Source organism: Microbacterium sp. ZKA21, from assembly GCF_050434165.1.
Lineage (GTDB): Bacteria > Actinomycetota > Actinomycetes > Actinomycetales > Microbacteriaceae > Microbacterium.
Window position 1 is genome coordinate 534,580 of record NZ_JBNPVV010000001.1, and the last position, 12,540, is coordinate 547,119.

Annotated in this window: 16 protein-coding genes; 8 read left to right on the plus strand and 8 right to left on the minus strand. The window is 70.2% G+C overall.

The features are described 5' to 3' along the window. Positions 1-47: 47 nt before the first annotated feature. Entirely contained in the window at positions 48-1,067 is a 1,020-nt protein-coding gene (locus M2317_RS02645) for an endonuclease/exonuclease/phosphatase family protein (RefSeq protein WP_429457044.1), read from the plus strand. Between the two features lie 3 nt (positions 1,068-1,070). On the opposite strand, the gene M2317_RS02650 is transcribed toward M2317_RS02645, so the two are convergent. Then, a complete protein-coding gene (locus M2317_RS02650) occupies positions 1,071-1,463 on the minus strand; it encodes a DUF3054 domain-containing protein (protein WP_429457046.1) in 393 nt (130 codons plus the stop codon). A 42-nt stretch (positions 1,464-1,505) separates the two neighbouring features. Here M2317_RS02650 and M2317_RS02655 point away from each other — a divergent pair, with 42 nt between their 5' ends. Next, positions 1,506-2,924 carry an aminopeptidase P family protein gene (locus M2317_RS02655; RefSeq protein WP_429457048.1) on the plus strand — a complete coding sequence of 473 codons (1,419 nt, stop codon included), beginning with the start codon at positions 1,506-1,508 and terminating at the stop codon, positions 2,922-2,924. 142 nt (positions 2,925-3,066) lie between these two features. Here the strand turns inward: M2317_RS02655 and M2317_RS02660 are convergent, their stop codons facing one another. Beyond that, positions 3,067-3,732, minus strand: coding sequence for an SDR family oxidoreductase (locus tag M2317_RS02660; protein WP_429457049.1), 666 nt, complete (start codon positions 3,730-3,732; stop codon positions 3,067-3,069). A 50-nt stretch (positions 3,733-3,782) separates the two neighbouring features. On the opposite strand from M2317_RS02660, the gene M2317_RS02665 reads away from it, so the two are divergent. Next, positions 3,783-4,826, plus strand: a complete 1,044-nt coding sequence (locus M2317_RS02665) for a winged helix DNA-binding domain-containing protein (protein ID WP_429457051.1) — start codon at positions 3,783-3,785, stop codon at positions 4,824-4,826. Positions 4,827-4,859: 33 nt separating this feature from the next. Here the strand turns inward: M2317_RS02665 and M2317_RS02670 are convergent, their stop codons facing one another. The 4 genes from M2317_RS02670 to M2317_RS02685 are packed head-to-tail and all read right to left on the minus strand — an operon-like array spanning position 4,860 to position 7,529. Next, positions 4,860-5,246 (minus strand): VOC family protein, encoded by a 387-nt coding sequence (locus tag M2317_RS02670; protein WP_429457053.1) that lies wholly within the window; start codon positions 5,244-5,246, stop codon positions 4,860-4,862. Further along, complete coding sequence (locus M2317_RS02675; protein ID WP_429457055.1) at positions 5,243-5,995, minus strand: metallophosphoesterase family protein; 753 nt, start codon at positions 5,993-5,995, stop codon at positions 5,243-5,245. Before M2317_RS02675 ends, M2317_RS02670 begins: the two co-directional genes overlap by 4 nt. Positions 5,996-6,014: 19 nt before the next feature. Then, on the minus strand, positions 6,015-6,686 hold the full coding sequence (locus tag M2317_RS02680) for an alpha/beta hydrolase family protein (protein ID WP_429457057.1): 672 nt from the start codon (positions 6,684-6,686) through the stop codon (positions 6,015-6,017). Between the two features lie 3 nt (positions 6,687-6,689). Then, positions 6,690-7,529, minus strand: coding sequence for a general stress protein (locus tag M2317_RS02685; protein WP_429457059.1), 840 nt, complete (start codon positions 7,527-7,529; stop codon positions 6,690-6,692). A 77-nt stretch (positions 7,530-7,606) separates the two neighbouring features. Here M2317_RS02685 and M2317_RS02690 point away from each other — a divergent pair, with 77 nt between their 5' ends. From M2317_RS02690 to M2317_RS02705, 4 genes are read left to right on the plus strand one after another with little or no spacing between them, the layout of a single operon-like run. After that, positions 7,607-8,869 carry a magnesium transporter MgtE N-terminal domain-containing protein gene (locus M2317_RS02690; RefSeq protein WP_429457061.1) on the plus strand — a complete coding sequence of 421 codons (1,263 nt, stop codon included), beginning with the start codon at positions 7,607-7,609 and terminating at the stop codon, positions 8,867-8,869. Beyond that, positions 8,869-9,438: a DUF1003 domain-containing protein gene (locus M2317_RS02695; RefSeq protein WP_429457063.1), complete on the plus strand. Its 570-nt coding sequence runs from the start codon at positions 8,869-8,871 to the stop codon at positions 9,436-9,438. Before M2317_RS02690 ends, M2317_RS02695 begins: the two co-directional genes overlap by 1 nt. Then, positions 9,435-10,553, plus strand: coding sequence for an Mrp/NBP35 family ATP-binding protein (locus M2317_RS02700; protein ID WP_429457065.1), 1,119 nt, complete (start codon positions 9,435-9,437; stop codon positions 10,551-10,553). Before M2317_RS02695 ends, M2317_RS02700 begins: the two co-directional genes overlap by 4 nt. Positions 10,554-10,575: 22 nt before the next feature. After that, positions 10,576-11,076 (plus strand): YcxB family protein, encoded by a 501-nt coding sequence (locus M2317_RS02705; RefSeq protein WP_429457066.1) that lies wholly within the window; start codon positions 10,576-10,578, stop codon positions 11,074-11,076. An 18-nt stretch (positions 11,077-11,094) separates the two neighbouring features. Here M2317_RS02705 and M2317_RS02710 read toward each other — a convergent pair whose 3' ends face one another. Then, a complete protein-coding gene (locus tag M2317_RS02710; RefSeq protein WP_429457068.1) occupies positions 11,095-11,496 on the minus strand; it encodes a Sec-independent protein translocase TatB in 402 nt (133 codons plus the stop codon). Positions 11,497-11,583: 87 nt separating this feature from the next. On the opposite strand from M2317_RS02710, the gene M2317_RS02715 reads away from it, so the two are divergent. Beyond that, a complete protein-coding gene (locus M2317_RS02715) occupies positions 11,584-12,222 on the plus strand; it encodes an O-methyltransferase (RefSeq protein WP_429457070.1) in 639 nt (212 codons plus the stop codon). 76 nt (positions 12,223-12,298) lie between these two features. On the opposite strand, the gene M2317_RS02720 is transcribed toward M2317_RS02715, so the two are convergent. Further along, positions 12,299-12,469: a DUF3117 domain-containing protein gene (locus M2317_RS02720; RefSeq protein ID WP_099197008.1), complete on the minus strand. Its 171-nt coding sequence runs from the start codon at positions 12,467-12,469 to the stop codon at positions 12,299-12,301. Between the last annotated feature and the right edge of the window lie 71 nt (positions 12,470-12,540).

The window sequence follows — 12,540 nt, forward strand, 5'->3', positions numbered from 1 at the left end:
TCGGCGCGCCGGTGGTTTCACAGATCGCGCCCGTAGGCTGGTGGGCGATGTTCCGGGTACTGGGGATTCTGCTGACCGTGCTGTTCGCTATCGCGACGGCGGTCGTGGTGTGGCCGCAGTTCTTCCGCCTCGAGCAGACCTACCCGTTCGCGCAGCTGGTCGCCGTGCGCGGCGCGGTCGTGGCCGCGTTCGCGGTCATCGCGGTGATCGCGCTGCTCCTGCTGTTCGCGAAGCCGCTGCGCGGGTTCGCGGCATCCATCCTGATCGTCGCGATCCTGGGGGCCGGCGCATCGGTCGCCATCGGCGCCGTCCGCGGCTTCGGTGCCGACACGCTGCCTGCGAAGACCGAAGATGCCGTCCGAGTGCTGACCTGGAACACCGCAGGCGAGGCGATCCCGGCGGACGACATCGCCGCGGAGATCCTCGCTCAGGATGCCGACATCGTGGCGCTGCCGGAGACCGCCGAGTCCGTCGGCGCCCGGATCGCGGTGATGCTGCGCGAGCAGGGGCACCCGATGTGGGTGCACCATGTGCAGTTCAACCCCGAGGTCGAACTCGGCCCGCAGGCCTGGCAGACCACGATCCTGATCTCCCCCGATCTCGGCGACTATTCGGTGATCCAGTCATCCGTCGACGGCACGAGCAACACGAGCTCGGTTCCGAGCGCGGTCGCGATGCCGGTCGACGGCCACGGACCGACGGTGGTCGCCGTGCACGCCGTCGCTCCTCGCCCCGAGGCGATGCAGCGGTGGCAGAGCGACCTCGCCTGGATCGCGGACCAGTGCCCGCAGGGCGATTTCATCCTCGCCGGCGATTTCAACGCGACGATCGACCACATGGCGTCCCACGGTGTCGACGGCGGCGACATGGGCTACTGCCGGGATGCGGCGACGCGGACCGGCAACGGGGCCGTGTCGACCTGGCCGGCATCCTTCCCCGAGCTGATCGGCGCGCCGATCGACCACATCATGGCCAGCCCGAACTGGGAGCCGACAGGATCCGTCGTGCTGGATGCCGAGGGCAGCGACCACCGCGGCCTGGTCGTGCAGCTCGAACCGGCCGGCTGAGCCTCAGCGGGCGCGACGGCGCTGCACGAGGACGTTGATCAGGCGCCAGCCGATCAGGAAGACCGCGAGCGTCACGGCGGCGACGATGAGGAACGCCCACGCCGTGCCCTGACCCGAAAGAGCGCGCAGCACCATCCCGCCGCCGAGAGTCACGAGCCAGATCAGGATGCCGGGGACCACGCGCTCCGCAGGGACGCGGAACGCGAGAGCGGCCGCGTGCGCGACGACGAGAGCCGCCAGGAAGGGCCAGATCGTGCCGACGAGCCCAGGGATGTCGCCGAGGATCCCTTCGGCGTGCGAGAGGCGCCCGATGACGCAGAACACGACGACGAGCCCGGCATCGATGAGGATCGTCGTAGCGGGACTCGGACGCTGGATCGTGCTGTCGGGACTCACTCCCCCAGCCTACGCGGCCGGTCGGAGTGAGAGACTGGAGGCATGAGCACCGGATCCAGCGACACGATCGCACAGGCCACCGAAGACGACGCGGCGAAGGCGCCCGTCACCAATCGCAAGCAGCCGTTCCCGCGGGGCTTCCTCGACACGATCTCGACCGGGTGGGCCGAGCGGCCGGAGTCGCTGCCGACCCCGCGCACACAGGCACCGTACGCCGCCGCACGCCGCGCGAAGGTCTCGGCGGCGTTCCCGGGCAAGCGACTCGTGATCCCCGCCGGTTCCCTGAAGCAGCGCAGCAACGACACGGATTACCCGTTCCGCGCGCACTCCGCGTTCGCGCATCTCACCGGCTGGGCCGCGGATGCCGAGCCGGACTCCGTGCTCGTCTTCGACCCGACGGATGCCGGACACGACGTCACGCTGTACTTCCGCGAGCGCGCGGACCGCACGACGACCGAGTTCTACGCGGATGCGACCGTCGGCGAGTTCTGGATCGGGCCCCGGCCGTCGCTCGCCGGTGTCGCTGCCGACCTCGCCGTCGCAACGGACCACCTGGATGCCTTCGCCCCAGCCGACGACGACGTGACGCTCGAGGATTCCGAGCTCGCACAGTTCGTCTCGGAGCTGCGGCTCGTGAAGGACGAGTTCGAGATCGCCGAGATGCGCCGCGCCGTCGACATCACGGCGCAGGGCTTCGACGACATCATCCGCGCGCTCCCGGAGGCCGCACGTCACGCCCGCGGCGAGCGCGTCGTGGAGGGCGTGTTCCACCGCCGCGCCCGCGAGGACGGCAACGGCGAGGGGTACGACACGATCGCGGCATCCGGACCGCACGCCTGCTACCTGCACTGGACGCGCAACGACGGAACGGTCGCCGAGGGCGATCTGATCCTCGTGGATGCCGGGGTCGAGACCGACAGCCTCTACACCGCCGACATCACCCGCACCCTCCCGGTGAACGGCACCTTCTCCGATGTGCAGCGCAAGGTCTACGAGACGGTCCGCGAAGCCGCCGACGCCGCGTTCGCCGCCGCGAAGGTCGGCGTGCCGTTCCGCACGGTCCACGAGGCCGCGATGCAGGTCATCGCGAGGCGGGTCGCGGAGTGGGGTCTTCTGCCGGTCACGGCCGAGGAGGCGCTCGACGCGGATGCCGGGGGCCAGCACCGTCGCTACATGGTGCACGGCACGTCGCACCACCTCGGAATCGACGTGCACGACTGCGCGCAGGCGCGTCGCGAGATGTACTACGACGGCATCCTCGAGGCAGGCATGGTCTTCACCATCGAGCCGGGCCTGTACTTCCAGATCGACGACCTGACCGTTCCCGAGGAGCTCCGCGGCATCGGCGTTCGGATCGAGGACGACATCGTCATGACCGCGGAGGGCCCGGTGAACCTCTCCGCGGGCATCCCCCGCACCGCCGACGAGGTCGAGGCCTGGATCGCGCGCGTCCAGAGCTGAGCACCCGCGCGCCGCGTCCTGTTCCGGCACCGTGCCGAATCTCGCATGCGGTGACGCCCCCGGCGGCGTGTCGTCTCCCGAACGGCCTGCGACACGCCGTGCGGCCGCGCAGCGTCAGAAATCCAGCACCGCGACGTCCCGCTCAGTAGCGCGCCGAGAACCCGCCGTCGGCGTGCAGGAGCTGCCCGGAGACCCATCGGCCCTCGGGCGACACCAGGAATGACACGAAGGCCGCGATGTCGGCTGGCGTCCCGATCCGCCCGAGCGGATGCGCCGGTACGAGGGAATCCGCGAACCCTTCCGGCATCCACCCCGTGTCGATCGGCCCGGGGTTGAGTACGTTCGCCGAGATGCCGAGCGGACCGAGCTCTCTCGCGGCCGAGATGACGAGGCGATCCAGCGCCCCCTTGGATGCCCCGTACGGCAGGTTCCCCGTGGTGTGGTCGCTCGTGAGGGCGACGACTGCTCCCCCGGCATCCGGAATCTGCCTGGCGAAGGCGGCGATCAGCAGCAGGCTGGCGCGGGCATTGATAGCGACATGCCGGTCGAAGCTCGCCGCTGTCGTGTCGAGGATGCCGGATTGCACGTCGTGCGCGTGCGAGAGCACGAGCGCCGAGAGCGGACCGTGCTCCCGCACGACCGCGTCGATGAGCTCGCCGGGTCCTTCGTGGGTCGCGAGATCGCACGGGTAGTCGGCATCCGAGATATCGCTGGTCGCGACCTCCCAGCCGTCCGCGCGCAGGCGAGGGATGATCCCGGCAGCGATGCTGTCGGCGCGCGCGGCACCGGTGACGAGAGCGAGAGGCATGCGGGTCAGACTAGCGCGAGGCGGCGGTGAGCGCCGTGTACGGTTCAACCATGAGGCTGAACCGACGGCGTCTCGGACGAACGCTGCTTCTGCGTCAGCACCTGCTCGATCGGGTCGACGCGACGCCGACGGCGATGATCGAGCACCTGATCGGTTTGCAGGCGCAGGAGAACCTGCCCCCGTACTTGTCGCTCGCCGCTCGTCTGCGCTCGTTCGATCCGCTCGCGGTCACTCGCGGACTGGAGGCGCGCGAGCTCGTGCGACTGCTCACGATGCGGGGCACGATCCACCTGCTGACCGCGCAGGATGCCGCGATGCTGCGTCCGTGGGTCGAGCCGCGGATGCAGCAGGAGCTGCGATCCAGCCAGGCCGTTGGCCCGGCGCGCGAGGTCGACCCTGAGGCGTTCGCCGCCGCGTTGGCGCGCGTCCTCGCCGACGGGCCGCTCCCGCAGCGGGAGATCGGACGCAGGCTTGCCGAGGCGTTCCCGTACCCCGCGACGCAGCTCGGGCAGGTGGCCAGGCTCCGCGCGCCCTTGGTGCAGGTGCCGCCGCGCGGGGAGTGGCGGCAGTCGGGCGGTGTGATCTACGACTACGTCGACCGGTGGACGGGAGTGCCGCTCGGCGAGCCGGCCCCTGCCACGATCGTCCGACGTTATCTGCGCGCATTCGGTCCGGCGACGGCCGCCGACGTGACGGCGTGGTCGGCCGTCACCCGGTTGGGACCCGTGCTGAGCGGGATGCCGGACCTGGTGCGGTATGAGGACGAGGACGGGCGCGTGCTGTACGACATCTCGGATGCGCCGATCGCGGACGAGGATGTGCCCGCTCCCGTCCGAATGCTCGGCAACTACGACAACGTGTGGCTGTCCCATGCCGGGCGGGATCGCGTCACAGAGCCCGAGGCGCGGAACATGTGGATCGGCGAGAACCGGGCCCAGTTGCACGCACTGTTCGTGGACGGCTGGCACGAAGGGCTGTGGCGCATCGAAGACGACCGGGTCGTGATCGGGCCGGTGCGGCGCCGACTCACCCGCGCGGAGCGCGCCGAACTGGACGAGGAGATCGAACGCGTCGAGCGCCTGCTGGCGCAGTGAGCGCTGCGATCAGTGCCGTGGGTGCGGGTCAGACTAGCGCGACGCGACGATCTCGACCTTGAATCCGGCGGCGTTCTCCAGCCAGCCCGCGTAGTGGTCGGACCCGCCGGCGTGCGGATAGCGCTCCTGATACAGCGCCGTCCAGCCGTGCGCCGGGGCGTCCGCCATGAGGGCGTCCGCCTCCGCCGGAGTCCCGCCGTGGAACGCCAGATGGTTCACACCGGCGCGGCGACGATCGTGCTCGGCCGCCGACAGATTCGGCGATGTCGTCAGGGTCAGGTACGCGCCGCCGGCCGCCCACGACATCCCGTCCGGCCACTCCTGCTCGAGCTCGAAGCCCAGGGACGCGAGCAACCAGCGCCACGCGGCATCGTCCGCGCGATCCGCCACCCACAGCTCGACGTGATGGAATCCGCTCACTTCTGACTCCCGCGGTACACCGACGTGCGCAGCTCGACCGCCCAGACGTCGCGCGTCGGCATCTGCACCGCCTCGGCCACGGCGATCTCGGCCTCGATGTCGTAGGGCACCCGCACGAACTGGATGCCGAAGGGCGCCGGCTGCTCGGCATCCGCAATCCCCTCCAGGATCACGTACGAAGGCTCCGGAACATCCAGCGGATTGCCGACGCTGCCCACGTTGAACAGCGTCCTGCCCTCGGTGGATTCGATGTACGCGTCATGGATGTCGGCGTAGCCGACGACATCCGGTTCCGGACCGTCGCCGGTCATCTCGGTGTTGACGAACATCCCGGCGAACTGCTCCGGTGTGTGGTGGAAGTGCACGCGCCGGTGCGGACTCTCGGCCGACGCGTGGAACAGCCGGATCCGGTGCCCGCTCATCACCAGATCGTGACTCAGCGGCAGCGCTCCGAGCCAGGCGAGGCTCTCGGCCGACAGCTCGGCGTGCCACCAGCGCATCTCCTCGGGCGCGTCTGCGGCGGTGAAACGCAGGAAGTCATCCCAGTTGCCGCGCACGTTCACCTCGCACACCTCGCACACCTCGCGGCAGCGCTGCACCGCCGCTTCACCGCGCGGCCCCTTGCCCGCGGTGTCGCCCAGATTGAACACCCGATGGATGCCGCGGCCCGCGATGTCGTCGAGCACGGCGTCGAGCGCCGTCATGTTGCCGTGGACGTCGGAGATGAGGGCGATGCGGTCGAGGCTCACCCGACCATCGTGGCAGACGTCAGCGCGTCGACGAGAGGAACCCGGTCACGAGCGGCGCGACCGAGGCGCCGATCACGTCGGCCGTGCGCTTGTTCCCCTTCACCTCGTACGAATGACCGCCGCCGTCGATCCATTCGACGCGGGCATCCTGGCAGGTCGCGACGGCCTGCTCGAACTGCTCGAGCGGCTGGATGAACGGATCGTTCGTCCCCTCCACGAACAACTGCGGCGCCGCGATGGCCGGCAGGTGCTCGATCCGGGGCTTCTCGGGTCTGCCCGGCGGATGCAGCGGATACGCGAGGTACACCAGCCCCGTAACGTCCATGCCCTCGGCCGCCGCCATCGAGGCCATCCGCCCGCCGTAGGAGCGACCGGCTGCCCACACGGGGCCGTCCACGCGCGAGCGCACCACGGCCAGGACCGCGTGCCACGTGGCGATCGCGTGTGCGGCAGGACCAGGCATGCTGCGCCCCTGCGCCCGGTAGGGGAAGTCGAAGCGCACAACGCGGATCCCCTGCGCGGTCAGCGCCGCGGCGAGGCCGACGAGGAACGGATGCTCACGGCCGGTGCCTGCGCCGTGCGCGAGGATCACGGTGTCGCCGGCTGGCACGTCCGGTTCGGACCAGGATGCCGGGATCGCCACTGCTCCGGCGGGCAGGTCCACCTCGACGAGCAGCGATTCCTCGGTCATGGTTCAGTCGTCTGCGGGCTTGTCGGCGCGGCGCTCGACCTGATCGGCCGGCTCGGTCGGTTCGGTCGGCGTCGCCGGCTCGGCGGGTGCGGCCTGATCGGCCGACTCGGTCGGTGCGTCACCTTCCGGCGCGTGGGCGGCCGGCGCAGGAGCGGCCGGCTTCTCCGGCGCATCCGGCGTCGTCCCGGCATCCGCGATCCGCTCACCGTACTGCGGGCGCGGGTCGGCCGGCCGCGGCGGGATGACGGGCCCCTCACCCGCCGCCGACGCCGTAGCAGATGCCGACACGGGACCGGCCGGAGCCGTCTTCCCCGGCGTCACCCGCTCGCCGTACCGCGGCGGCTCGTCGAGGTCGACCGGAGGCCGCACCGGTGCCGGACGCTGGCCGCCCAGAACGTTCCGCGCCTTGGCGAGGGACGCCGGCTGCACGGTGACGTCGTAGTGGTCGGCGACCATCTGCGTGACGCTCGCGAAGTCGCGACGACGACGCACGATCGCGAACGTGACGAGGCTGAGCATCATGCCGATCGCGACGCCGATGAACAGGTAGGCGACGAACAGCTGGATCGGAGCATCCGGTGTGCCCAGCACGAGGATCGCCGAGAGGATGAGCCCGATCAGCAGGCCGTTGATCGCACCGGAGCGAGCCGCCGTCGCGTAGCCGAGGCGCCCGGTGATCTTCTCGACCGTCCGTACCCCCTGGCCGACGATCGCGATGTCGCGTGCCGGGACCTCCCCGGCGATGAGCTGGGACACCGTCTTCTGCGCCCGCTCGTACTCGCGCATCGAGGCGACGGTTTCGCCGATATCGGCACCGTCGGCTGGGCGGTTCATCATGCTCATCCGTCCATTCTTCCACGCATGCCCCTGGCCGTTGCCGAAGGCCCCGTCCGCCGGCCGGCGCGGACTACGCTGGGTGCGTGAGCACTCAACGGGTATTCGTCGCGCGCCTTGCCGGGTGCGCCGTCTTCGACCCCGTGGGCGACCGGCTCGGCAAGGTCCGGGATGTCGTCATCGTGTACCGAAGTACCGCGGCCCCGCGTGTGATCGGCCTCGTGGTCGAGATCCCCGGCCGCCGGCATGTGTTCCTCTCGATCGGGCGGGTCACTTCGATCCGCGCCGGGCAGGTCATCACGACCGGCCTCATCAACGTCCGACGCTTCCAGCCGCGCCCCGGCGAGGTCCGCGTGCTCGCCGAGCTGCTCGGCCGTCGCGTCCGCTTCGTCGACGGTGACGGGTCCGCGGTCATCGAGGATGTCGCGATCGAGCCGAACCGTCTCGGCGAATGGAGCATCACCCAGCTGTTCCTGCGCAAGCCGAAGACCAGCGCGTCCCCGTTCGCCAAGGGACCGACCGCCTTCGCGGCCTGGAACGAGGTCGCCGAGGAGCGCGCGCCTGGCGAGGCGCAATCCGCCGAGCAGCTGGTCGCGTCCTACTCCGAGCTGCACGCCGCCGACCTCGCCAACACGCTTCTCGACCTGCCGCAGCAGCGCATGATCGAGGTCGCCGAGGAACTGCCGGACGACCGGCTCGCCGATGCTCTCGAGGAGATGCCCGAGGACGACCAGGTGCACATCCTCGACCGTCTCGGCGACGAACGCGCCGCCGACATCCTCGATCAGATGGAGCCGGACGACGCCGCCGACCTGCTCGCGCAGCTTCCGAAGAAGCGCCTCGAACAGCTCCTCGAACTGATGGAGCCCGAGGAGGCCGAGGACGTCCGCACGCTGCTCTCGTACGGCCCGGACACCGCCGGCGGGCTCATGACGACCGAGCCGATCATCCTCTCCGCCGACGCGACGGTCGCCGAGGCCCTGGCGCTCATCCGGAGGCACGAACTGCACCCCGCGCTCGCCGCCGCGGTGTTCGTCACGCTGCCGCCGTTCGAGACGCCCACCGGTCGCCTGCTGGGCGTCGTGCACTTCCAGCGGATGCTGCGCTACCCGCCGCACGAGCGCCTGGGCGCGATCGTCGACGACACCATGGAATCCGTGCTCGTGACGGCGTCCGCCGCCGAGGTGGCGCGCATGCTGGCCAGCTACGACCTGGTGTCGCTTCCGGTCGTGGATGCCGCGCATCGGCTCGTCGGTGCGATCAGCATCGATGACGTGCTCGACTACCTGCTGCCGGATGACTGGCGATCGCATGACATCGAGGAGCCGGTGGAAGGAGGCGGACGGTGATGGCCCGAAACTCCCGCACCGGCCTGGACGCGCCGCTCGGCCGCGGCACCGTCCGGCAGCGTCCGACCTCGCGCGACCGCTTCGGCCGTTTCACCGAGTGGGTCGCGCGAGCGATGGGCACACCCGCCTTCCTGCTGATCCTCACGCTGTTCTGCGTGGTCTGGATCGCCTGGAACACGCTCATGCCCGATCACCTGCGCTTCGATGACGCGGCGCTGGGGTTCACCGCGCTGACGCTCATGCTGTCGTTGCAGGCCTCGTACGCCGCCCCCCTGATCCTCCTCGCGCAGAACCGCCAGGACGACCGCGACCGGGTGCAGATCGAGCAGGATCGTCAACGGGCCGAGCGCAACCTCGCCGACACCGAGTACCTGGCGCGCGAGATCGTCGCCCTGCGGCTGTCGCTCGAGGAGCGCAATTCGCAGGTCGTCACGCGCGACGTGCTCCGCCAGGAGCTGCGGGCCCTGCTCGTCGAGCTCGAGGACGGCGGCTCGGACGCTCCGGATGCCGGTCCGGACGACTCCTCCCCGCGGACCGGCCCGATCACGACCCGGCGCCCGCGGCGATGACGGCCGAACAGGTCCGTCGCGCCGTCGAGGCCGTCACCGACCCCGAGCTGCGCCGCCCCATCGGCGAGCTCGACATGGTGCGCGAGATCAGAGTCGACGACGGGATCGCCCGTGTCGCGATCGTCCTGACGATCGTCGGATGCCCGGCGGCGAATCGCATCGAGTCCGATGTGCGCCGGGCCGCGGCATCCGTCCCCGACGTCGACGACGTGGATGTCTCCGTCGGCGTCATGACGCCGGACGAGCGCAAGGCCCTCACCGAGAAGCTCCGGGCAGGTCGCCCGGCGCGTCAGATGCCGTTCGGACCCGATTCGCTCACGCGGGTCATCCTCGTCTCCAGCGGCAAGGGCGGTGTCGGCAAGTCCACCGTGACGGCCAATCTCGCCGTCGCTCTGGCGGAACGCGGTCTCGCCGTCGGACTGGTGGATGCCGATGTGCACGGCTTCTCGATCCCCGGGCTGCTCGGCATCCCCGCAGGAACACAGCCCACGCGCATCGACGATCTCATGCTGCCACCGGTCGCGCACGGGGTGAAGACGATCTCGATCGGCATGTTCCTCCGAGACGGCGAGTCCGTCGTGGCGTGGCGCGGTCCGATGCTGCACCGCACCGTGCAGCAGTTCCTCACCGACGTCTTCTTCGGCGACCTCGACGTGCTGCTGATCGACATGCCGCCTGGGACGGGAGACATCGCGATCTCCATCGGCCAGCTCCTCCCCCACGCCGAGGTGCTCGTCGTCACGACGCCGCAGGCCGCCGCCTCCGAGGTCGCAATCCGCAGCGGTCTGGTGGCACGGCAGACCGGGCAGCGCGTGATCGGTATCGTCGAGAACATGGCGGCGTTCACCCTCCCGGACGGCACCGTCGTCGACCTGTTCGGCTCCGGCGGCGGCACCGAAGTGGCACGCGCGCTGTCGACACCTGCGGAGCAGATCGAGCTGCTGGCGTCGATTCCGCTGAGCCCTGCACTGCGCGCCGGCGGGGATGCCGGGACGCCGGTCGTCCTGGAGAATCCGTCGGATGCCGCGGCATCCGCGATCGACGCCCTGGCGCAGCGCATCGTGACGAAGGGCCGCGGCCTCGCCGGCCGCTCCCTCCCGTTCGCGCCGAGCTGACCGGCGGGGAGAGAATGTCCTGGTGACCGATGCACCCCGATTCGTCCAGGTCGACCGCGATCTGCTGACCCGCATGTCCCGTGACGCGACGATCTTCCTGCTCACCCGGCCGCTCTCGATCGTCGTCTGGGTGCTGCTCGGCGTCGGTCTGCTGTGGTCGCTGGTCCCGTTCGTCACAGCCCTGTCCGCCGCTCCGTCTCAGGCCGGTCGCCTCGTCGTCATGCCCGCGCTGTTCGCCGGGCTCGTGGTGCTGTACGTCCTCTTCACCGTGGTGAGCGTGCGACGCTCACTCACCACCACGATGCCCGAGGGGACGAGCGTGTCCGTCCGGGTCGGCGAGACCGAGCTGCGCGTGGAGAGCGCACGCGGCACCTCGCGCATCGCGTTCTCCGGCCTGCGCAGCATGAAGGCGGGCCGCGATGCGGTCATGTTCCAGTTGCGCGACACCTCGGCGATGACGGCGCTCCCGCGCGCCGTGGTGTCGGATGCCGACATCGAGCGGCTGCGGACGAAGATCGGCTGAGTGCTCGACCCGATCCGGTCAGGTCGATTCGGGGTCGTAGGGCGGCGGACTCGTCCGCGTGAACACGGGAGTGACCCGCGGCACGACCGGATCGACGGGCGTCGCGGCGACTTTCGCCGCCGTCGCAGCAGCGGCGGCCGACGGCGCGATCGGTGCGGGCGCGGCATCCTCGAACAGCGCGTCGCGGATGATGCGGCGGGGGTCGTACTGGCGCGGGTCGAGCTTGCGCCAGTCGACGTCGGCGACGTCCGGCCCCATCTCCTCCTGCACACGGCTCTTGGTGTCGCGAAGCAGTTCGCCACCGCGGCGCACGAGCTTCGCGAACTGCTCGGCGTAGTGCGGCAGCCGTTCAGGGCCGATCAGCAGCACGGCGATCAGCCCGATCACCAGCAGCTTCTCGAAGTCGAGTCCGAACCCCATGCGTCAAGGCTACCTCGCCGCGCCTGTCCGCCGAGAACGCGGCATGCGCCTAATCTGAAGGGGGGAACGAGCTGTACGGGAGAAGTCATGAGCGAGCACGACGCCAACGCACGATACATCCGCGAAGCCACGGCGGAGCCGGACTCCATCGCCCGCGCCCGGAGCCGCGCGGATGAGATCGGAGCGGCGCCCATCAGCGCCCTCGTCGGCGCGCAGTACGCCGTGCTCGCGGCCGCTGTGAACGCCAGGACCATCGTCGAGATCGGCACGGGCGCCGGCGTCTCGGGTCTCTGGCTGCTGCGCGGCGCACCCCACGCCGTGCTCACCTCGATCGACAACGAGCCTGAGCACCTCGCAGCCGCCCGGCAGGCGTTCGCCGATGCGCGCATCCCCACCACCCGCGCCCGTTTCATCACCGGCCGTGCCGCCGATGTGCTGCCGCGGATGAACGAGGGCTCCTACGACATCGTTCTCGTCGATGCAGATCCCGACAACGTCATCGAGTACGTCGAGCACGGACTGCGACTCGTGCGCACCGGCGGCATCGTCCTGGTTCCCCGCATCCTCGTCGGCGGCAAGGTCGCCGATCCGGTGCAGCGCGACGCGGTCACGGCCGCCTACCGGTCGCTCATCCAGGAGACCCAGCAGTCCCAGGCCGTGCTGGCGTCGATCTCGTCTTCCGGCGAGGGGCTGCTGCAGCTGATCAGCGTCACCGAGGCGGACTGACCCGCGGACACGGAAAGGGCGGCGGATCCGAGGATCCGCCGCCCTTTCGCGTCCCGCTGGATGACGGGAAGAGGACTCAGGCGCTCACGACGGCTGCGAGCACGTCGTGAAGCTCCTTCGCTTCGGCGTCGTTCACGGAGACGACCAGACGGCCGCCGCCTTCGAGCGGAACACGCACGATGATGAGGCGCCCCTCCTTGACGGCCTCCATGGGTCCGTCTCCAGTCCTCGGCTTCATCGCTGCCATCGTGGCTCCTTTTCCTCGGTGGTATGGAACAAGTTTATCGGTAGCCCCGCGACCCTGTGTCCGCGCTGAGA